The sequence below is a fragment of the Mycobacterium tuberculosis complex sp. N0072 genome, from assembly GCF_030323725.1.
Lineage (GTDB): Bacteria > Actinomycetota > Actinomycetes > Mycobacteriales > Mycobacteriaceae > Mycobacterium > Mycobacterium tuberculosis.
In genome coordinates this window covers 39,207-60,404 of the sequence record NZ_CP040689.1, presented here as the reverse complement: position 1 = coordinate 60,404, position 21,198 = coordinate 39,207, and the positions used below count along the sequence as shown (strand labels likewise).

Genomic DNA, 21,198 nt, shown 5'->3' with positions numbered 1-21,198 from the left:
TCCGTCGACGTCTGTGTTGAGCGGGGTGTGGAGAACCTGTGGATCAATACGGCCCGTTACGACATCACTGCTGTTAACGGCCATACAACGCGACGCCGTTTGTGTGGACAAGAATCTCTTCGGCGTGTCGAGCCAGGTTACCGCGCCGGGCGTGTTGGCTTTCAGACACATTTTCCTGACGTTAAGGCCCGGTGAAGACACCCGCCCGCAAACGCCGGCCGAATAGTTCGCCAGCATCACCGCACCGGACCGTGCGGTGGACACCCAGGGCATGGCGAAACCCCGGCGGCGGCCGACCGCGGTCACCACCGGCATGCGCAAACTGTTGTGGCCTCAGCTCGCCTTAGCTCTGCGCCACGACGTCCAGCGATACCTCGACATCGATTTCCGGGTGCAGGTGCACCGACACAAAATGCGTGCCCACGGCCTTGATGTGCGTCTTGGGCAGCCGAACGATCCGCTTATCGAGGTTTGGTCCACCGGCCTTCTTGATGGCAGCAACCACATCTGCGGCGGTCACCGAGCCGAACAACTTCCCAGAATCAGCTGAAGTCTTCACCGGCAGCGCTATCGGGCCGAGCGCCTCGATCGCCGCCTTGATCTCGTTGGCGTGCTCTAGGTCGCGTACGCTTTTGGTTTCGCGGGCCCGGCGGATCTCGTCAGCCTGCTTCTGGGCTCCGCGCGAGGCGACGATCGCCAGGCCGCGCGGGAGCAGAAAGTTACGGCCATACCCGTCCTTGACCTCGACAGTGTCGCCGATGGACCCGAGGTGATCGACATCGGCCGTGAGAATGAGCTTCATGGTATTTTGCACTCTCCGTTGGACATTCGGCGCTACCGCACCGAAGACGTAAAGGGCAGCAGCGCCACCTCGCGGGCGTTCTTCACCGCGAGCGCGATGTCTCGCTGGTGCTGCACGCAGTTGCCCGTGACCCGACGCGCGCGGATCTTGCCGCGCTCGCTGATGTAGGTGCGCAACAGCGCGGTGTCCTTGTAGTCGATCGCTTGGTCCTTCTTCGCGCAGAACACGCATTTACGCGTCTTGACCGGCTTTTCCGGAGCCGGGCGCCGCTTGCTGGACTTGGCCATGAGTGTCTATCTTTCCGTTTCTTGATTTGCAGTTCTTGGGGTCAGAATGGCGGTTCGTCATCGCCGCCGCCGAACGAACCCGACGCCGGTGCGCTGCCCCACGGGTCATCTCCCGAGGCGCTGCTGGTCTGCGCCGGCGCCGGACGGGATCCGCTGCCAAACCCGCCGCTGCGGCTGGCCTTGTTGACCTTGGCGGTGGCGTACCGAAGCGAAGGCCCAATCTCATCGACCTCGACCTCGATGACGGTGCGCTTCTCGCCCTCACGGGTTTCAAACGACCGCTGCTTAAGCCGCCCGCTAACGATGACTCGTGCCCCCCGGGTGAGGCTCTCGGCCACGTTCTCGGCCGCCTCCCGCCAGATATTGCACCGGAGGAACAGCGCTTCGCCGTCTTTCCATTCGCCGGTCTGACGGTCATAGATCCGGGGCGTTGACGCCACGGTGAAATTCGCCACGGCCGCACCGGACGGGGTGAACCGCAGCTCGGGGTCAGCGGTCAGATTTCCGACGATGGTGATGGTGGTGTCACCAGCCACAATTTCCTCCTGCGTCCGCCTGGGTTCGGCGGCTGGTCGTGTTCTTCTTCGCCGAGCCTACGTAACCGCACCGACAGCGAACAGCCAGTGCCTGGCAGGCCGATTAGTGCTTGTCGGTGCGCATTACCTTGGTGCGCAACACCGACTCGTTGAGGCTGAGCTGGCGGTCGAGTTCGGACACCGTCGCCGGGGCGGCTTTCACGTCGATCACCACGTAGATGCCTTCGGCATGCTTGGCGATCTCGTACGCCAGCCGACGCTTGCCCCAGATGTCCACCTTTTCGACTTTTCCGCCGTCCTTACGGACGACGTTGAGGAACGTCTCCAAGGACGGGGCTACGGTGCGTTCGTCGAGGGTCGGGTCGAGGATGACCATGATTTCGTATGGACGCATAGGAACCTCATCACCTCCTGTGGTCGTGTGCGGCCACGGTCGATCCGTGGCAGGAGGGTCGCCTGCGTCGGCAACTCGCCCAGGCTACACGAGAGCCCTCGACTGCGAAAATGCCGACCAGGCACCACCGCACTCCAGGCTTAACCCGGTGCGACGATCCGCGGCGTGTCGTGTGCGCAATGTCAGTGTCGCGAACGGCGAGGCCTATCGCGAACAGATCACAAACGATGCTGATAGAACTCCAACGCGAGCCGATGGGTAGCCGGCGAGGCCTTGGCCAGGGAGCCGGCATCCACCGGTGGCTGCGGGTCATACTCGATCATCAGCTGGCTCGCTTCGGCGGCTTCCCGGCTGACCAAAAGCTCCACCAGCCGCAATCCCATGTCGATCCCGCTCGACACCCCGGCGGCGGTGATGACCCGCTCTGGCAGATGCTCGACGACACGCTGGGGGACGTATCGGGCGCCCAGCGAGTTGAACAGATCCTGTACTCGCCAATGCGTGGTCGCGGTCAAGCCGTTGAGCAGTCCGGCAGCCGCCAACACCAGCCCGCCGGTGCACACCGAGGTGGTGAGTAGGGTGTGCCGGTGCGCTTCGCGCACCCAGTCGAGCACGGTCTGGTCGTGGATCAGGGTCCGAGTTCCGATGCCGCCCGGAAAGATCACCACATCGGGCCGGGTTAGCTCGTCGAATGCCGCGTCACACAGCAGACCCAGCATGGCGTTGTCGCTGCGAACCTCCCCGCGGCGGTGGCCGACGAACACGACGTCGAACGACGGCACCCGCTGCAGCACCTCGTAGGGGCCAACCGCGTCAAGCGCGGTGTTGCCCGGAAAAAGTGCGATCGCGACCTGCATCGGGCGTCCTCTCTCGCGCATGCTCGTCGCCCAGCCGGGGACGCAGCCACGACGGTAGCCGACCTGGCGGGGCGTCGGCGGCGTTGGCAAAGACCCCTCCCACCGGGTCGTCGACTCCCCCACAAGCCGGCAGTGCCCCTGGCCCGCCGGTACGCACGAGGTCGCGCCCGGGGCGGTAGATCTGCCAGACCACCAGTCCGCACAGCACCATCACGGCGATGTCACGCAGCAACACCGTCGTGGTGAACCACTGCTCGGGCAGCGAGCGGCTCGGGTTGCCGTATAGGTAGTACATCCGCGGCACCCACACCAACGCGTCGATCGTCATCCACGCCAGCAAGATCCGGCGGTGCGGCAAAGCCAGCACGGCCAGCGGCACCAGCCAAAGCGAGAACTGGGGACTCCACACCTTGTTGACCAACAGGAAGCTGGCCACCGTCAAGAAAGTCAGCTGCGCCACGCGCGGCCGGTGGGGTGCGGTGAGCGCGATGTAAGCAATTGCCGCACAACATAACACGAACAAGAGCGTGACAACCGTGTTCAGCACCAGCGGCGGCTCCCAGAAGCCCAGGGTGGGGTCGAAGCCACGCCAGCCGGTGAACGACTTGACGACGTTGTACAACGAGTCCATGTCGTCGCCGCGCCGGGTGTTGAGCCGGAAGAACTCCGACCAGCCGCGCGGAAAGAGCAGCATCACCGGCAGATTCACCAACAACCAGGTCGCCGCCGCGGCCGCCATGGTGCGGGCCAGAGCATTCAGGCGACCGGCCCGGATGCCCAGCAGCAACAACGGGTACAAGAACAACAGCGGATACAGTTTCGCCGCGGAGCCCAACCCGATCAGCACACCGGCAAGCACCGGTCTGCGCCGCGCCCAGGCCAGCAGCCCACTCGTCGCCAAACCCGTTGCCAGCGCATCGAAATTGGTGAATATCTGAAAGATCACCAGCGGTGAGGCGGCCACCAGCGCCGCATCCCATATCCGGCGGCCGGCCAGGCCCGAGGTCGCCCAGACGGTTGTCAGCCACGCCAGCGCCAAACCGAACGCGGCGACGTTGAAGAACATCACCACTTCGGCAACCACCGGGAGGGGAGCCACCTTGCTTAACGCGGTGTAGGTCTTGGCTATCGCCATCGACAGGTACTGATAGATCCCAGTCAGCACCGGATACTCCATATAGCGCACCGCGATCTGTCCGTCGTAGCGCAGCTGCGGTGTGCCGTTGCTGTCGGTTTCGATCCAGCTTGATTTGTACGGAAACTTGCCTTGGCTCAATAACTCAGCGCCATAGAGCGGCACCGTATCGGAGTAGCACAACTGGTAGTAAGCACGCTGGTTATCCCAGTTGGCCACCCGCTGATCACCTGGACCGGTTCCGGTGGACTGCAAGCAGGCCGCTTTCGTCGACCAACCGAGCGCCAGGAACACCAACGCGATTGCAAACATCACCCGCAGCGGGGTCATCAGCCGGGTGCGGCCGATCAGCGCGTGCCGGCCTACCGGGCCACCGACGACATTCGCCAGAGCGGCACCCAATACGTCGGTGCGGCTGGGGCAATCGCGGTTATCGGCGCTCCGCAGATCGGCGGCCAAAGGAAGTGGCGAGATGTTGCTGCTTTGGGACAGCGCGCCGGTCACGGCGGCGGCGTGGGAGTCGCAGCGGGCGGGGCCGGGGGCGGTGGCGCCAGGGTAATGGTGGTCGGGGGACCGATCGGGATGGTAATCCCCGGCGCAATTTCGACCGTGGGCTGGATGACGGTCTCCGAAGGTGGTACCTCCGACGGCGGCGGCGGAGGCGGCGGCGGCGGCACACCGGCATAACCACCGACCTCGGTCGGTTTGGGGAAAGTCTCGTTCGACGTGCCCTTCAAGGCGCCGTCCATGGTTGCCTTCCAGATGTCCGACGGCAGGCCCGAGCCGTAAACCGCTGCACCCGAAGCGGTTACCAGTGGCTCGTCACCCTTGACGGTGCCCACCCACACAGCCGTAGACAACGACGGCGTGTACCCGACCATCCAGGCGTCTTTGTTCGCGGTGGTGTCACCAAATTGCGTAGTGCCGGTCTTGGCCGCCGAATCCCGCCCACCCGCTAGGTTGTGGCCACGCGAATAACCTGCGATCGGCTCCATCGCCGCAGTCACGTTGTCGGCTACCGCCTTGGGGATGCGCTGATCGCCGGTGTTGTCCGCGGTGCTGGCGTCGAAGAGGACCTGGCCGTTGGCACTGACCACCTTCTGTACGAAATGCGGCGGGTGGTAGATACCGGACGCGGCCAACGTGGCATACGCCGATGCCATGTCGATCACCCGGGTTTGGTACTGGCCCAACACGATCCCGTTGTTGGGCGGTCCACCCTTGCCATCTTCGGACAGCGTGTGCGCAACGCCCGGGAAGCTGGAGGCAATGCCGGCTTGGTGCGCGGCATCGGCCACAGCCTGTGGGCCGCCGTTGAGCTTGAGCATCAGCCGGTAGTAGGAGGTGTTCAGCGACATTTTGAGCGCCTCGGCGATGTTGCACGTCCCGCAACCCTCGCCCTCGACGTTGGTGATCTTGATGCCGTCGACCGTCAACGGAGAGCTGTCTACCTGGTAGCCCAGGCCGATCCCCTGCTCAAGGGCGGCCACCAGAGCAAACACCTTAAACGACGATCCAGTCTGCAATCCCGCTTGAGCGAAGTCAAAGCCATTGGCATTGTCGCCACCGTAGTACGCACGCACCGCCCCGTTGTGCGGGTCGATGGAAACCACGGCGGCACGCATGTCGGGGTCCTGCCCGTCCAGGTATTTCGCAACCGCCTTCTCCGCCGCCCGTTGGGCCTGCGGATCAATCGTGGTGGTGACCACCAGCCCCTGGGTGTTGAGGGTCTGCTCGTCGATGTTGAACAGCTCGAGCAACTCCCTTGTCACCTGCCGCTCGATCAGCCCGTTGGGTCCTTTGGTCTGATTCTCCGCCCGGGCCAGATCGGGCGGCACTGTCTCGGGAAACACCTGCGCCGCACGGTCATTCGGCGAGAGAGCCTTGGTTTCCACCATGCCGTCGAGTACCCAATTCCAGCGGGCATGGGCCCCTTCGGGGTCGACCGCCGGGTCCAGCGTCGAAGGCCGCCGAATCAGCGCTGCCAACAACGCCCCTTCGGCAACGGTCAGCTGCTCGACGGGCTTGTCGAAATAAGCCTTGGACGCCGCCGAAATGCCGTAGGCGCCCCGGCCGAAGTAGATGATGTTCAGATACGCCTGCAGCACATCGTCTTTAGACCACTCCCCCGACATCTTCGTCGCGATGACCAATTCTTTCGCCTTGCGCATCAGACCGCTCCACCCGTGCTGTGCGGAACCGACCAGCGCGTTCTTGACGTACTGCTGGGTAATCGTCGATCCGCCCTGCAGATCGCCGCCGAACAGGTTGTTCTTGACTGCCCGCGCGAAGCCGGTGAACGAGAATCCCGGATTCGAATAGAAATTGCGGTCTTCGGCCGCAATCACCGCCTGGCGCACATGCATCGGCACCTGGCTGAGGTTGACGTCGACCCGATTACCTTCGGGCGGAACAATTTTGGCGATTTCCGAGCCGTCGCTGGCAAGGATCGTGGAGACCTGGTTGGTACGGATGTCACCTGGCTTGGGAACGTCGACGATCAGGTAGGCCATCGTGAAGGTGACCATCGGCAACAGGATCACCACCGCCGCGGTGAGGTACAGCGAACGCCGTATCCATTTCCAGTTGATCTGGCCGACCCGGGGCAAGTCCACCCTCGGTTGGGGCAGCCGGCCGGCAGGCTGTCCGGACGAACCGGGGGGCCCGGGCGGCCCCGGTGGGCGACGTCTGCCACCAAGCTGATCCCCCCGCGGCGGTTTACCGGGCGGGGCGGCCAACGCGGCCGTGACCTCCTCGAGCGGGTCGCGCGGCGGGGGCATCGGCGGCGCGCCGTCGAGCGCGGCCTTGACCGCCTCGATGGAGTCCGCGTGCGGAGCCGATCGGTCATCGGTCACCGGCGGGAGGATCGCGGTCAGTCTGTCGTCGGGTGGAACCTGACCACGCTGGCCGGGATTCGCCGGCCCGCGCGGGGCGCCGCTGGACGACTGATGGTGACGCCCGTCGCTATTCACTGGCCGTGCGGGCCCCGTTGCGCGCCGTCCGCGTCCCGCCGGACCCCCTAGGGGGGCGTGCCGGACGTGCGGCGCCCAGGACGTATGACTTGACCAGATGATTCCAACTGCAGGTTCGACATACCTCCACCACGTGGACCGCGAACTCGGAGAACCGGGTCGCCAGCAGGATCAGTTCTTCGGCGGTGCGCGCGGACCCTGATACCGCACCGAGGTGCTCGCCGAACACCCACGACACCAGTGTGAGCTGCTCCTTGCGGCAGATCGGGCAGATGACCCGGCTGGGCTTCCCATGAAACTTTGCGGCGCGCAGCAGGTAGGGGTTGGCGTCGCACACCTCCGACACACCGGTGCGTCCCGAATACACCTCGGCCAGCAGGGAGCGTCGCCGTAGCGTGTAGTCCACTACCTGTCGCTGCAGTCGCACGCTGACCAGAGTACGACGCCATCCACACCACCGATACGCAACCGGCGCCGTTGTTGCGCGGGTACGGCGGGATCGAGTTCAGATTCCCAGCCAGACTCCTACTATCGTCCCTGTGGCGAAGTGGCTGGGCGCACCCCTTGCGCGCGGAGTATCGACGGCAACCCGCGCCAAAGACAGCGACCGGCAGGACGCCTGCCGGATTCTCGACGACGCCCTGCGTGACGGCGAGCTCTCGATGGAGGAACACCGGGAGCGCGTCAGCGCAGCTACCAAGGCTGTGACCCTAGGTGACCTGCAGCGTCTGGTGGCCGACCTGCAGGTCGAGAGCGCACCCGCACAAATGCCCGCGCTCAAATCGCGGGCGAAACGCACCGAGTTGGGCTTGCTGGCCGCTGCGTTTGTCGCATCGGTGCTGCTGGGCGTCGGCATCGGCTGGGGCGTGTACGGCAACACCCGCTCTCCGCTGGACTTCACCTCGGATCCCGGAGCAAAGCCCGACGGGATCGCCCCCGTGGTGCTGACCCCGCCCAGGCAGCTGCATTCCCTCGGCGGGCTCACCGGCCTGCTGGAGCAGACCCGCAAGCGGTTCGGCGACACCATGGGCTACCGGCTGGTGATCTACCCGGAGTATGCGTCGCTCGATCGCGTCGACCCGGCGGACGACCGCCGAGTCCTGGCGTATACCTACCGCGGCGGCTGGGGCGATGCGACCAGTTCCGCCAAGAGCATTGCCGACGTGTCCGTGGTTGACCTGAGCAAATTCGATGCGAAGACCGCTGTGGGCATCATGCGCGGCGCCCCGGAAACCCTCGGCCTCAAACAATCCGACGTCAAAAGCATGTACCTGATCGTCGAACCGGCCAAGGACCCCACCACGCCGGCTGCGTTGTCGTTGTCGTTGTATGTCTCTAGCGACTACGGCGGTGGATACCTCGTTTTCGCAGGTGACGGCACCATCAAGCACGTCAGCTACCCGTCTTGACGCGGTGATGTTGTCGCAAATATATCGAGGCGATACGATGACGCGAGGCGTCGAACCGTCGTAACGGCCATTCAAAAGCCATACAAAAGGAGGTGACTCGATGCTGGAGCTCGCCATCCTGGGTCTGTTGATCGAGTCACCGATGCATGGCTACGAGTTGCGCAAGAGGCTGACCGGCCTGCTGGGCGCGTTTCGGGCATTTTCGTACGGTTCGTTATACCCGGCGCTGCGACGCATGCAGGCCGACGGGTTGATCGCCGAGAATGCCGCCCCAGCGGGCACCCCGGTGCGGCGAGCACGACGCGTTTACCAACTGACCGACAAGGGTCGCCGTCGATTCGGCGAGCTGGTGGCCGACACCGGCCCACACAACTACACCGACGACGGTTTCGGGGTGCACCTGGCGTTCTTCAACCGCACCCCGGCCGAAGCGCGGATGCGCATCCTGGAAGGCCGGCGCCGCCAGGTCGAGGAACGCCGGGAAGGCTTGCGCGAGGCGGTGGCGCGGGCCAGCAGTTCCTTCGACCGCTACACCCGCCAATTGCATCAACTCGGGCTCGAGTCCAGCGAGCGCGAGGTCAAGTGGCTCAACGAGCTCATCGCCGCGGAACGGGCAGCACCCAACCCCGCCGAACAGACGTAAACCCAGCACGAACCAACACCCAAGACACCCCAGAGGTTATGAGGTTAGGAGAACGCCTTAATGAGTGAGCACCAGTCGTTACCGGCGCCGGAGGCGTCGACGGAGGTTCGAGTCGCCATTGTCGGCGTCGGCAACTGCGCGTCCTCGCTGGTCCAGGGCGTCGAGTACTACTACAACGCCGACGACACATCGACCGTACCGGGCCTCATGCACGTGCGGTTCGGCCCGTACCACGTTCGCGACGTCAAGTTCGTGGCGGCGTTCGACGTGGACGCCAAGAAGGTCGGCTTCGACCTGTCCGACGCCATCTTCGCCTCGGAGAACAACACCATCAAGATCGCCGATGTGGCGCCGACCAACGTGATCGTGCAGCGCGGGCCTACCCTCGATGGCATCGGCAAGTACTACGCCGACACCATCGAACTCTCCGACGCGGAGCCCGTCGACGTCGTCCAGGCGCTCAAGGAGGCCAAGGTCGACGTGCTGGTCTCCTATTTGCCGGTGGGCTCGGAGGAAGCCGACAAGTTCTACGCCCAGTGTGCTATCGACGCCGGGGTGGCGTTCGTCAACGCGCTGCCGGTGTTCATCGCCTCCGACCCGGTGTGGGCCAAGAAGTTCACCGACGCCGGGGTACCCATCGTCGGTGATGACATCAAGAGCCAGGTCGGCGCGACGATCACCCACCGGGTGCTGGCCAAGCTGTTCGAGGACCGCGGCGTGCAGCTCGACCGCACCATGCAGCTCAACGTGGGCGGCAACATGGACTTCCTCAACATGCTCGAACGTGAACGGCTGGAGTCCAAGAAGATCTCCAAGACCCAGGCCGTCACTTCGAATCTGAAGCGCGAGTTCAAGACCAAGGACGTGCACATCGGCCCGTCCGACCACGTCGGATGGCTCGACGATCGCAAATGGGCCTATGTCCGTCTTGAGGGCCGCGCCTTCGGAGATGTGCCGTTGAACCTGGAGTACAAGCTCGAGGTGTGGGACTCGCCAAACTCGGCCGGCGTCATCATCGACGCGGTGCGGGCGGCCAAGATCGCCAAGGACCGCGGCATCGGCGGACCGGTGATCCCGGCGTCGGCCTACCTGATGAAGAGCCCGCCCGAGCAGCTGCCCGACGACATCGCGCGCGCGCAACTCGAAGAGTTCATCATCGGTTAGCGTTGACTCTGCGCTCACCACGCGGGCCACTCGCACAATTGCCTGGTATCCGCAGAGTCAAACGCGGGTAACGTCCGCTGCGTGCTATCTGACGACGAACTGACCGGACTGGACGAGTTTGCCCTGCTGGCTGAGAACGCTGAGCAGGCCGGTGTCAATGGTCCACTGCCTGAAGTCGAGCGGGTCCAAGCGGGAGCCATCAGCGCGCTGCGCTGGGGCGGCTCTGCGCCGCGGGTGATCTTTCTGCACGGCGGCGGACAGAACGCCCATACCTGGGACACCGTGATCGTCGGCCTGGGTGAGCCGGCGCTGGCGGTGGACCTTCCAGGGCACGGCCATTCCGCTTGGCGGGAGGACGGCAATTACTCGCCGCAGCTCAACTCCGAGACCTTGGCGCCGGTGCTACGCGAGCTTGCGCCGGGTGCCGAATTCGTGGTCGGCATGTCGCTGGGCGGGTTGACTGCGATACGGCTGGCCGCGATGGCACCCGACCTGGTCGGCGAACTCGTTCTCGTCGACGTCACCCCGTCGGCATTGCAACGGCACGCCGAGCTGACCGCCGAGCAGCGCGGCACGGTGGCGCTGATGCACGGCGAGCGGGAATTCCCCAGCTTTCAGGCCATGCTGGACCTAACGATCGCCGCGGCCCCGCACCGCGATGTCAAGTCGTTGCGCCGCGGCGTGTTCCACAACTCCCGCCGGCTGGACAACGGCAACTGGGTGTGGCGCTATGACGCGATCCGCACGTTCGGAGATTTCGCAGGGCTCTGGGACGACGTCGACGCCCTGTCCGCGCCGATCACACTCGTGCGCGGCGGCTCGTCGGGCTTCGTCACCGACCAGGACACCGCCGAACTCCACAGGCGTGCAACGCATTTCCGTGGCGTTCACATCGTCGAGAAGTCAGGCCACTCGGTGCAAAGTGACCAACCGCGCGCCCTGATCGAGATCGTGCGCGGGGTGCTCGACACACGCTGAGCCTACGGTGGACCCATGACTTCACTCGTGCGTCCCGATCTCCCCGTTCGTATCGGCGTACAACTGCAGCCGCAGCACGCCCCCCATTACCGCGCCGTCCGAGACGCCGTCCGCCGGTGCGAGGACATCGGTGTGGACATCGCTTTTACCTGGGACCACTTCTTTCCGCTCTACGGCGACCCTGACGGCCCACACTTCGAATGCTGGACCGTCTTGGGAGCCTGGGCCGAGCAAACGTCGCACATCGAAATCGGCGCTCTAGTGACGTGCAACTCCTACCGCAATCCGGAGCTGCTTGCCGACATGGCCCGTACCGTCGACCACATCTCCGGCGGCCGGCTCATCCTGGGTATCGGGTCGGGCTGGAAACAGAAGGACTACGACGAGTACGGCTACCGGTTCGGCACAGCGGGCAGCCGCCTCGACGACCTGGCGGCTGCGCTGCCCCGGATCAAGGCGCGGCTTGGCAAGCTGAACCCGCCGCCGACACGGGACATCCCGGTGCTGATCGGCGGCGGCGGAGAGCGTAAGACCCTGCGACTGGTCGCCGAGTATGCCGATATCTGGCACAGCTTTACCGCCGGGGACAGCTACCTAGCGAAGTCGGCCGTGCTGAGCACGCACTGCTCGACCGTCGGCCGAAACCCAGCGACTATCGAACGCTCCGCCGCGGTCGACGGCGGCGGGCTGATCGCCAGCGCCGAAGCCCTCGCCGGTCTCGGTGTCACGCTGTTGACCGTTGGCTGTGACGGTCCCGACTACGACCTGAGCGCTGCGGCCGCGCTTTGCAGGTGGCGCGATGGCCGGTGAACTCCGGTTGACGTCTGTCAGATCGCGTTACCCCCGGCTTCATCTGGGAAACACCACAACGCAGACGCCGAGTCATGAGAAACTTGCCAGCGCCGGATGGCTGCAGCGGGCTGAAAGAGATGCTAGATACCGATGCCAAAAAAGTACGGGGTTAAGGAAAAGGACCAGGTTGTCGCCCACATCCTCAACCTGCTATTGACCGGCAAACTGCGCAGCGGGGACCGCGTCGACCGCAATGAAATCGCGCACGGCCTGGGGGTCAGCCGGGTTCCCATCCAAGAGGCGCTGGTTCAACTCGAACACGACGGCATTGTGTCGACTCGCTATCACCGCGGCGCGTTCATCGAGCGGTTCGACGTCGCCACCATCCTGGAACATCACGAACTCGACGGCTTGCTCAACGGCATTGCCTCTGCCCGCGCAGCCGCCAACCCCACGCCTCGGATCCTGGGCCAGCTCGACGCAGTCATGCGATCGCTGCGCAACTCCAAGGAGTCGCGGGCCTTCGCCGAATGCGTGTGGGAGTACCGGCGCACGGTCAACGACGAGTACGCAGGACCGCGGCTGCACGCCACCATCCGGGCCTCACAGAACCTGATTCCGCGAGTGTTCTGGATGACATACCAAAACAGCCGCGACGACGTGTTGCCGTTCTACGAGGAAGAGAACGCCGCAATCCATCGGCGCGAACCTGAAGCTGCGAGGGCTGCCTGCATCGGCCGTTCCGAGCTGATGGCCCAGACGATGCTGGCCGAACTGTTCCGCCGCCGAGTATTGGTCCCGCCCGAGGGCGCTTGTCCCGGCCCGTTTGGGGCGCCGATCCCTGGCTTCGCCAGAAGCTACCAGCCCTCCTCACCGGTGCCCTAATTACGCCGATCCGATGGTGAAGCCAGCAGCGGCTGCCGGCGTCTCCAATATTGACTGTCCCGTTAACGCGAGAGCCGGTTTCCGTTGGCGGTCAGTGGCATTCGACATCACTGACCATGGATCCGGCAGAACTGACAATGTAGGTAGTCAGCCATGACATGAGTGTTGTCCGCTCGATTGGCAAGAAAATGCAGCGGATTTCGGGACCAAATGCATTGGCGGTCAAAGGTCGCCCGACACAAGTCTACGGTCACACGCATGTCAGGTTAGACTGCCGGTTTATGGCGGACAGCGAATTCACCGCACCGGAAGTGACCCAACTGGCGGAGGGGCTGCACCGCGCATTGTCCAAGCTGATTTCAATGCTGCGCCGCGGGGATCCCAACGGGGCTGCAGCCGGCGACCTAACGCTGGCGCAACTGTCGATCCTGGTCACCCTGCTCGATCAAGGTCCCATCCGGATGACCGACCTGGCCGCTCACGAACGGGTGCGAACTCCCACCACCACCGTGGCGATCCGGCGGCTCGAGAAGATTGGACTGGTGAAACGCTCGCGAGACCCGTCCGACTTGCGGGCGGTGTTGGTAGACATCACGCCGCAAGGGCGGGCGGTTCACGGTGAGTCACTGGCCAACCGGCGCGCGGCTCTGGCCGCGCTGCTCAGCCAACTTCCCCGCTCCGACTTGGAAACCCTCAGGAAGGCCCTGGCGCCACTGGAGCGTCTCGCCTCGGGCGAACCGGCCAGTGGCCCTGCAAGCAACTCCCCTGCTCGCAAACGAGCGTGAAAGTACCACGCTATCAACCAATCTGGTCGCCGCCGGCTCTCGCGGCGTAACGCATACAACGAACTACCCCGCGGATTACCTCGCCCACCGTCGGCACCGCCGACACGACCTAGATGACGAGATTGACCAGCCGGCCGGCGACCACGATAACCTTGCGCGGGGTGGCACCAGCCAAGAATGCCTGGACCTTTTCGTCGGTCAGAACGGCGGCTTTCAGCGTTTCCTCGTCGGTGTCGGCGGCCACCACCACCCGGCCACGTACCTTGCCGTTCACCTGCACCGGATACTCGACCGTCTCGTCGACGAGGTAGGCGGCATCGGCCTTCGGGAACGGGCCGTGTGCCAACGAGGTGGTGTTGCCCAGTCGCAGCCACAGCTCCTCGGCAATATGTGGGGCCAGCGGAGCCAGCATTTGTACAAGCGGCTCCACGGCGGCCCGAGGCACCGCATCACGATGCTTCTTGGTCAGGTGGTTCGTGTATTCGATCAACTTAGCCGTTGCGGTGTTATTGCGAAGTGCCGCAAAGTCTTCTGACACGCCGACGATGGTGCGGTGCAACGCCCGTAGCGTATCGATGTCGAGTTCCACGCCGTCAGCCACCCGAGTTTCGCCGGTGTGCTCGTCGACGACCAAGCGCCACACCCGCTGCAGAAAACGGTACGCGCCGACAACATCCTTTGTGGCCCATGGACGTGAAGCCTCCAGCGGCCCCATCGACATCTCGTAAACCCGAAGCGTATCTGCCCCGTATGCGTCGCAGATTTCGTCCGGCGATACCGAATTCTTCAGGCTCTTACCGATTTTGCCGAATTCCTGGAAAACTTCGACCTCACCGTCAGGTCCAGGATAGACAAATCTGTCACCGCGTTCGATCACCTGCTCGGCAGGGACATAGGATCCGCGCGCATCGGTGTAAGCGTAAGCTTGAATATAGCCCTGATTGACCAGCCTGCGGTAAGGCTCGCGAGAGCTGACGTGACCCAGGTCGTACAAGACCTTGTGCCAGAACCTGGAATACAGCAGGTGCAAAACCGCGTGTTCAGCACCGCCGACGTACAAGTCGACGCCACCGGGGTCGTCCGGGCCGTGCTCAGCCGGCCGCGGTCCCATCCAATAGGCCTCGTTTTCCTTGGCGCAGAACCGTTCTGAGTTGTGCGGATCGGTGTAGCGCAGTTCATACCAGGAGCTGCCCGCCCACTGCGGCATCACGTTGGTGTCGCGGCTGTAGGGCTTCAGGCCATCACCGAGGTCCAGGTCGACGTGTACCCACTCAGTCGCCTTGGCCAGTGGGGGCGAAGGCTCGCTGTCCGCATCGTCGGGGTCGAACAAAACCGGCGAGTAGTCCGGGATATCAGGCAGCTCGACGGGCAGTGCAGCTTCGTCGAGCGCATGCGGACGCCCGTCGCTGTCATAGACGATCGGGAATGGTTCACCCCAATACCGCTGCCGCGCAAAAAGCCAGTCGCGCAATTTGAATTCGATTCGAGCCCGGCCGCGGCCCGCGGACTCCAACCGGTCGACGATGGCCCGCTTTGCTGCTGGCACGCTCATTCCATTGAGGTAATCCGAGTTGACCAGGATGCCATCGCCTGTATACGCGGATTCCGAAATATTGCCGCCGGCAATTACTTCCACGATCGGTAGACCAAATGCCCGAGCGAAGTCCCAGTCCCGCTGGTCATGACCCGGCACCGCCATGATTGCCCCGGTACCGTACCCGGCCAGCACGTAGTCGGCGATGAAGATCGGCACCGGCTCACCGTTGGCCGGGTTGATGGCGTAGCTGCCCAAGAAGACGCCGGTCTTTTCCCTGCTCTCCTGGCGCTCGAGGTCTGATTTGGCGGCGATCGCACGCCGGTAGGCGGCGATGGCCTCACCAGGTGTGCCGCCGCCGTATGTCCACAAGGGGTTGACCCCAGCCGGCCAGGACGCGGCGACCAACTCGTCGACCAAGTCGTGCTCGGGAGCCAGCACCAGATACGTGGCGCCGAACAAGGTGTCGGGCCGCGTGGTGAACACCTCGATGTCGACTTCGAACCCGTCATCGCTGGCCGCTCTCGCCGAGAACAGCGCCACCGCACCCGTCGAACGCCCGATCCAGTTGCGCTGCATGGTCTTGACCTGCTCAGGCCAATCCAGCACATCCAGGTCGTCGAGCAGCCGGTCGGCATAGGCGGTGATCCGCATCATCCATTGCCGCAACCGCTTCCGGAACACCGGAAAATTGCCCCGGTCGCTGCGGCCGTCGGCGGTCACCTCTTCGTTGGCAAGCACCGTACCTAGCCCCGGGCACCAGTTCACCAGCGAATCCGCCCGATAGACCAGCCGGTACTCGTCGATCACATCGGCTCGCTCCCCCGCGGTCAACTTGGCCCAATCCCGGCCGCCATCGAGACACCTTGCACCGGACTCGAATTCGGCGACCAGCTCTGATATCGGGCGCGCCTTGTTGGCTGTGGTGTCGAACCACGCGTTGTATATCTGTAGGAAGATCCACTGAGTCCACCTGTAGAAGTCGACATCGGTGGTCGAGAAGCTTCGTCGGCTGTCGTGGCCGAAGCCCAGCCGGCCCAACTGGCGGCGAAAGTTGACGACGTTGGCTTCGGTCCGGGTACGCGGATGGGTGCCGGTTTGCACCGCGTATTGCTCGGCGGGCAGCCCGAACGCGTCGAACCCTAGCGCATGCAGCACATTACGGCCCACCATCCGGAAATAGCGGGCATAGACGTCGGTCGCGATGTAGCCGAGGGGATGACCAACGTGGAGTCCCTCACCCGAGGGGTAGGGGAACATGTCCTGCACGAAGAGCTTGTCGTCAGGCACCGCGGCACCATCCGGTGGGGCCAGCGAGCCGACCGGGTTGGGCACGTTGAACGTCCCTAGCCGGGCCCAGTTTTCCTGCCAGGTCCGTTCCAGCCTAGCCGCGAGCTCGGCGGTATAGCGGTACCGTGGCACGTCGGAGTCCGCGTCGTCGGCACGGGGCACGCCGCCAGGCCCAGCGGTTGGCGATTCGGTCACGCCCAACAGGGTATAAGGGTGGCCCGGGAACCTCCGGGGCCGCGCTACCGGCCACGGGTTGGTCTCGGTTCCGTTGCACCACGATCAGAGGTTCATTCCAGCTGCATTTCAAGCCTGTGCACTGCCATGGAGCGCTGGTTACATTCAGCCTCGACGACGGGCACCGTCGCCCGGCCATTCGGAGGGACCGACGCAAATGATCCAGATCGCGCGCACCTGGCGGGTCTTCGCAGGCGGCATGGCCACCGGTTTCATCGGCGTGGTGCTGGTCACCGCCGGGAAGGCCTCAGCGGATCCCCTGCTGCCACCGCCGCCTATCCCTGCCCCAGTCTCGGCGCCGGCAACAGTCCCGCCCGTGCAGAACCTCACGGCGCTTCCGGGCGGGAGCAGCAACAGGTTCTCACCGGCGCCAGCACCCGCACCGATCGCGTCGCCGATTCCGGTCGGAGCACCCGGGTCCACCGCTGTGCCCCCGCTGCCGCCGCCAGTGACTCCCGCGATCAGCGGCACACTTCGGGACCACCTCCGGGAGAAGGGCGTCAAGCTGGAGGCACAGCGACCGCACGGATTCAAGGCGCTCGACATCACACTGCCGATGCCGCCGCGCTGGACTCAGGTGCCCGACCCCAACGTGCCCGACGCGTTCGTGGTGATCGCCGACCGGTTGGGCAACAGCGTCTACACGTCGAATGCGCAGCTGGTGGTGTATAGGCTGATCGGTGACTTCGATCCCGCTGAGGCCATCACACACGGCTACATTGACAGCCAGAAATTGCTCGCATGGCAGACCACAAACGCCTCGATGGCCAATTTCGACGGCTTTCCGTCATCAATCATCGAGGGCACCTACCGCGAAAACGACATGACCCTCAACACCTCCCGGCGCCACGTCATCGCCACCTCCGGAGCCGACAAGTACCTGGTTTCGCTGTCGGTGACCACCGCGCTGTCGCAGGCGGTCACCGACGGGCCGGCCACCGATGCGATTGTCAACGGATTCCAAGTGGTTGCGCATGCGGCGCCCGCTCAGGCGCCTGCCCCGGCACCCGGTTCGGCACCGGTGGGACTACCTGGGCAGGCGCCTGGGTATCCGCCCGCGGGCACCCTGACACCAGTCCCGCCGCGCTAGGTCGCGATGAGGCCGAGCAGAAACACGGGCCCGCATGGAGCTCGGTGAGCGGATTCGTCGGCGGCCTCGTATGGTGAACGAATGTTCCTCGCGGGTGTGCTGTGCATGTGTGCGGCGGCGGCGTCCGCCCTGTTCGGGAGCTGGTCGCTGTTCCATACGCCCACTGCCGACCCCACGGCGCTGGCGCTGCGCGCGATGGCGCCCACGCAGTTGGCAGCCGCAGTAATGCTGGCCGCCGGGGGAGTGGTGGCGGTGGCCGCGCCCGGGCACACCGCCTTGATGGTGGTGATCGTCTGCATTGCGGGCGCGGTCGGCACGCTGGCCGCGGGGTCGTGGCAGAGCGCCCAGTACGCGCTGCGCCGTGAAACCGCTAGCCCCACCGCCAACTGCGTTGGCAGCTGCGCGGTCTGCACCCAGGCCTGTCATTGAACAGCCTGTGGCCCACTAGGCTGGGCCGGATCGCCTGGCTCGACCGCGGCGACGCGACGCGCTGCTCTGGCAAGCTCGGCGGCGGAGTAGCCTAGTTCCGGCTCAGATCGATCGGGTGGGTGGCCAGCAGCGACAGCGGCAGCGGCTGCCGTCGCAGCACCTGCCCCCACAGGTCGGCTCTCGGCCCCACCAAAACGTCAGATGGCAACGCCGACAACACAATCCAGTCGTCGCGCTCGATTTCACCTTCGAGCTGACCGATGGTCCAGCCGGAGTACCCGGCGTAGATGCGCACCCCTTCCACCGCCGCTGCGAGCACCTCGGGGTCGGCATCCAGATCGACCATCACCAGCCTGCCCGCGACATGCCTTAGGCCCGGCACGCCTTCCGGGTCAGCGCCAACCCGCAATACCGCCAGACACAGCGCCGCGTCGCGCTTCACCGGCCCACCGATGAACATTGTCTTTGGCTTGGCCGCGAGTTTGGCCCACTGCGGCAACACGTTGTAGACCGCGGTTTCGCTGGGCCGATTGAGGACCACACCGAGGGTGCCGCCGTCGTTGTGCTCCACGATGTAGATCACACTGCGGCGAAATGTCGGTTCAAGGAGATCGGTGTTGGCCAACAATAAGGTGCCCGCTCGCACCCGTTGTGCGGCGGGTGCGACATGGTCCTCGGGGTCTTCGTGCGGCGCCACCACACCATCATCGCACCACCGTCGCATCGCCCGGGGCGAACAAGCAGGGTCGGCGAATATTTGTACTGTGGTTGGGGCGGCACGGGGTGGACCGAACCTTGCCTGTGCCCAGGGTGGAAGTGGGTTTAGTGATTCACTCCCGGATGCACGCACGCGCACCCGTCGACGTTTGGCGGTCGGTGCGCAGCTTGCCCGACTTCTGGCGTCTGCTGCAGGTGCGGGTTGCGAGTCAGTTCGGCGACGGGTTGTTTCAGGCGGGGCTGGCCGGAGCGTTGCTGTTCAACCCGGACCGGGCGGCCGACCCGATGGCCATCGCGGGGGCCTTCGCGGTGCTGTTTCTGCCCTATTCGCTGCTGGGGCCCTTCGCCGGGGCCCTAATGGACCGGTGGGATCGGCGGTGGGTGCTGGTTGGCGCCAACACCGGCCGGCTAGCCCTGATCGCCGGGGTCGGCACGATACTCGCGGTCGGAGCCGGCGACGTGCCGCTGTTGGTCGGAGCGCTGGTCGCCAACGGCTTGGCACGATTCGTCGCCTCGGGACTGTCGGCGGCACTGCCCCACGTGGTGCCGCGCGAACAGGTGGTCACGATGAACTCGGTGGCCATCGCGTCGGGGGCGGTCTCCGCGTTCCTGGGCGCCAACTTCATGCTGTTGCCTCGTTGGCTGCTCGGCAGCGGCGACGAGGGGGCCTCCGCGATCGTCTTCCTGGTGGCGATCCCCGTATCGATCGCGTTGCTTTGGTCGCTGCGGTTCGGCCCGCGGGTACTCGGCCCGGACGACACCGAACGCGCGATCCACGGATCTGCTGTCTACGCCGTGGTCACCGGTTGGCTACATGGAGCGCGCACCGTGGTGCAACTTCCGACCGTCGCTGCCGGCCTGTCCGGTTTGGCAGCGCATCGGATGGTGGTCGGTATCAACTCACTGCTGATCTTGCTCCTGGTCCGCCACGTGACCGCCCGGGCCGTTGGGGGGTTGGGTACCGCACTGCTGTTCTTCGCGGCCACCGGGCTGGGAGCCTTCCTGGCCAACGTCTTGACTCCGACCGCGATCCGGCGCTGGGGACGCTACGCCACGGCAAATGGCGCGTTGGCTGCGGCCGCCACTATCCAGGTCGCGGCCGCCGGGCTGCTGGTCCCGGTGATGGTGGTATGCGGCTTCCTTTTAGGTGTGGCCGGCCAGGTGGTCAAGCTGTGCGCCGATTCGGCGATGCAGATGGACGTCGACGACGCATTGCGCGGGCACGTGTTCGCCGTGCAGGATGCACTGTTTTGGGTCTCATACATCCTCTCGATTACCGTGGCCGCAGCCTTGATTCCCGAGCACGGGCACGCGCCCGTATTTGTGCTGTTCGGGTCGGCGATCTACCTAGCCGGGCTGGTGGTGCACACCATCGTCGGGCGCCGCGGCCAGCCTGTGATCGGTCGCTAGGGTACAAACATGCCTTTCCCGACGAACTGTTACCTCAGGAGGTGGTGATGGCGGATCCTGGGCCGTTCGTGGCAGACCTGCGTGCCGAAAGCGACGACCTCGACGCGCTGGTGGCGCACCTGCCAGCGGATCGCTGGGCCGATCCGACACCTGCGCCGGGTTGGACCATCGCACACCAGATCGGCCACCTGCTGTGGACCGATCGAGTGGCGCTGACGGCGGTCACCGACGAGGCCGGGTTCGCCGAGCTGATGACCGCCGCCGCGGCCAATCCGGCCGGTTTCGTCGACGACGCCGCGACAGAACTGGCGGCCGTTTCACCTGCCGAACTGCTCACAGACTGGCGGGTCACTCGGGGGCGGCTGCACGAGGAACTGCTGGCGGTTCCCGATGGCCGCAAATTGGCCTGGTTCGGGCCACCGATGAGCGCGGCGTCGATGGCAACAGCGCGGTTGATGGAGACCTGGGCACATGGACTGGACGTCGCCGACGCCCTGGGCGTCATCCGGCCCGCCACCCAGCGACTGCGGTCTATTGCGCATCTCGGTGTCCGCACCCGCGACTACGCGTTCATCGTCAACAACCTAACCCCTCCGGCCGAGCCGTTCCTGGTCGAGCTGCGGGGACCGAGCGGCGACACTTGGTCTTGGGGGCCATCCGATGCGGCCCAGCGGGTCACCGGGTCCGCCGAGGACTTCTGCTTCCTGGTCACCCAGCGGCGCGCGCTGAGCACTCTTGACGTCAACGCAGTAGGGGAGGACGCACAACGCTGGCTGACGATCGCCCAAGCTTTCGCCGGGCCACCCGGCCGCGGTCGATGAGCGCGCCCAGCGCGCGAAGAGAGCCGGGGCCAAT

General features: G+C 65.0%; 21 protein-coding genes. 11 read left to right on the top strand and 10 right to left on the bottom strand.

Features of this window, described 5'->3' with window-relative positions; translation table 11 throughout:
- Window positions 1-343: 343 nt before the first annotated feature.
- From rplI to FF952_RS00270, 8 genes are all read right to left on the bottom strand, one after another.
- Entirely contained in the window at window positions 344-802 is a 459-nt protein-coding gene (gene rplI / locus FF952_RS00305; RefSeq protein ID WP_003400543.1) for a 50S ribosomal protein L9, read from the bottom strand.
- A gap of 32 nt (window positions 803-834) precedes the next feature.
- Window positions 835-1,089 carry a 30S ribosomal protein S18 gene (rpsR, locus tag FF952_RS00300; protein ID WP_003400540.1) on the bottom strand — a complete coding sequence of 85 codons (255 nt, stop codon included), beginning with the start codon at window positions 1,087-1,089 and terminating at the stop codon, window positions 835-837.
- A gap of 41 nt (window positions 1,090-1,130) precedes the next feature.
- The gene (locus tag FF952_RS00295) at window positions 1,131-1,625 is read right to left on the bottom strand and encodes a single-stranded DNA-binding protein (RefSeq protein WP_003400534.1); all 495 of its coding nucleotides are present in this window, start codon (window positions 1,623-1,625) and stop codon (window positions 1,131-1,133) included.
- Window positions 1,626-1,728: 103 nt separating this feature from the next.
- The gene (rpsF, locus tag FF952_RS00290; protein WP_003400520.1) at window positions 1,729-2,019 is read right to left on the bottom strand and encodes a 30S ribosomal protein S6; all 291 of its coding nucleotides are present in this window, start codon (window positions 2,017-2,019) and stop codon (window positions 1,729-1,731) included.
- A 218-nt stretch (window positions 2,020-2,237) separates the two neighbouring features.
- Window positions 2,238-2,876: a DJ-1/PfpI family protein gene (locus FF952_RS00285; RefSeq protein ID WP_003912418.1), complete on the bottom strand. Its 639-nt coding sequence runs from the start codon at window positions 2,874-2,876 to the stop codon at window positions 2,238-2,240.
- Window positions 2,833-4,515 (bottom strand): glycosyltransferase family 87 protein, encoded by a 1,683-nt coding sequence (locus tag FF952_RS00280; protein WP_003400514.1) that lies wholly within the window; start codon window positions 4,513-4,515, stop codon window positions 2,833-2,835. Before FF952_RS00280 ends, FF952_RS00285 begins: the two co-directional genes overlap by 44 nt.
- Window positions 4,512-6,983 carry a transglycosylase/D,D-transpeptidase PonA1 gene (ponA1, locus tag FF952_RS00275; RefSeq protein WP_031653681.1) on the bottom strand — a complete coding sequence of 824 codons (2,472 nt, stop codon included), beginning with the start codon at window positions 6,981-6,983 and terminating at the stop codon, window positions 4,512-4,514. Before ponA1 ends, FF952_RS00280 begins: the two co-directional genes overlap by 4 nt.
- Window positions 6,976-7,410, bottom strand: coding sequence for a DUF5318 family protein (locus FF952_RS00270; protein ID WP_003899789.1), 435 nt, complete (start codon window positions 7,408-7,410; stop codon window positions 6,976-6,978). The genes ponA1 and FF952_RS00270 overlap by 8 nt, the downstream gene beginning before the upstream one ends.
- 112 nt (window positions 7,411-7,522) lie before the next feature.
- Here FF952_RS00270 and FF952_RS00265 point away from each other — a divergent pair, with 112 nt between their 5' ends.
- The 7 genes from FF952_RS00265 (at window position 7,523) to FF952_RS00235 (ending at window position 13,639) form a co-directional block, all read left to right on the top strand.
- Window positions 7,523-8,392, top strand: coding sequence for a DUF1707 SHOCT-like domain-containing protein (locus FF952_RS00265; RefSeq protein WP_003400498.1), 870 nt, complete (start codon window positions 7,523-7,525; stop codon window positions 8,390-8,392).
- 100 nt (window positions 8,393-8,492) lie between these two features.
- Window positions 8,493-9,035, top strand: coding sequence for a PadR family transcriptional regulator (locus FF952_RS00260; protein WP_003899787.1), 543 nt, complete (start codon window positions 8,493-8,495; stop codon window positions 9,033-9,035).
- 60 nt (window positions 9,036-9,095) lie between these two features.
- Complete coding sequence (locus tag FF952_RS00255) at window positions 9,096-10,199, top strand: inositol-3-phosphate synthase (protein ID WP_003400492.1); 1,104 nt, start codon at window positions 9,096-9,098, stop codon at window positions 10,197-10,199.
- 81 nt (window positions 10,200-10,280) lie between these two features.
- Entirely contained in the window at window positions 10,281-11,177 is an 897-nt protein-coding gene (locus tag FF952_RS00250; RefSeq protein WP_003400489.1) for an Rv0045c family esterase, read from the top strand.
- Window positions 11,178-11,192: 15 nt separating this feature from the next.
- Window positions 11,193-11,987 carry an LLM class F420-dependent oxidoreductase gene (locus FF952_RS00245; protein WP_003400486.1) on the top strand — a complete coding sequence of 265 codons (795 nt, stop codon included), beginning with the start codon at window positions 11,193-11,195 and terminating at the stop codon, window positions 11,985-11,987.
- Window positions 11,988-12,119: 132 nt separating this feature from the next.
- Entirely contained in the window at window positions 12,120-12,854 is a 735-nt protein-coding gene (locus tag FF952_RS00240; protein WP_003899786.1) for a GntR family transcriptional regulator, read from the top strand.
- 281 nt (window positions 12,855-13,135) lie between these two features.
- Complete coding sequence (locus FF952_RS00235; protein ID WP_003912416.1) at window positions 13,136-13,639, top strand: MarR family winged helix-turn-helix transcriptional regulator; 504 nt, start codon at window positions 13,136-13,138, stop codon at window positions 13,637-13,639.
- A gap of 109 nt (window positions 13,640-13,748) precedes the next feature.
- Here FF952_RS00235 and leuS read toward each other — a convergent pair whose 3' ends face one another.
- Entirely contained in the window at window positions 13,749-16,658 is a 2,910-nt protein-coding gene (gene leuS / locus FF952_RS00230) for a leucine--tRNA ligase (protein ID WP_031680875.1), read from the bottom strand.
- A gap of 196 nt (window positions 16,659-16,854) precedes the next feature.
- On the opposite strand from leuS, the gene FF952_RS00225 reads away from it, so the two are divergent.
- Window positions 16,855-17,787, top strand: coding sequence for an LpqN/LpqT family lipoprotein (locus FF952_RS00225; protein ID WP_003900793.1), 933 nt, complete (start codon window positions 16,855-16,857; stop codon window positions 17,785-17,787).
- An 81-nt stretch (window positions 17,788-17,868) separates the two neighbouring features.
- Complete coding sequence (locus FF952_RS00220) at window positions 17,869-18,216, top strand: membrane protein (RefSeq protein ID WP_003400465.1); 348 nt, start codon at window positions 17,869-17,871, stop codon at window positions 18,214-18,216.
- Between the two features lie 91 nt (window positions 18,217-18,307).
- On the opposite strand, the gene FF952_RS00215 is transcribed toward FF952_RS00220, so the two are convergent.
- The gene (locus FF952_RS00215) at window positions 18,308-18,916 is read right to left on the bottom strand and encodes a YqgE/AlgH family protein (RefSeq protein ID WP_003400460.1); all 609 of its coding nucleotides are present in this window, start codon (window positions 18,914-18,916) and stop codon (window positions 18,308-18,310) included.
- 101 nt (window positions 18,917-19,017) lie between these two features.
- Here FF952_RS00215 and FF952_RS00210 point away from each other — a divergent pair, with 101 nt between their 5' ends.
- The gene (locus tag FF952_RS00210; RefSeq protein ID WP_003400431.1) at window positions 19,018-20,343 is read left to right on the top strand and encodes an MFS transporter; all 1,326 of its coding nucleotides are present in this window, start codon (window positions 19,018-19,020) and stop codon (window positions 20,341-20,343) included.
- Window positions 20,344-20,390: 47 nt separating this feature from the next.
- Window positions 20,391-21,164, top strand: a complete 774-nt coding sequence (locus FF952_RS00205; RefSeq protein WP_003400427.1) for a TIGR03084 family metal-binding protein — start codon at window positions 20,391-20,393, stop codon at window positions 21,162-21,164.
- The last annotated feature ends 34 nt before the right edge of the window (window positions 21,165-21,198 follow it).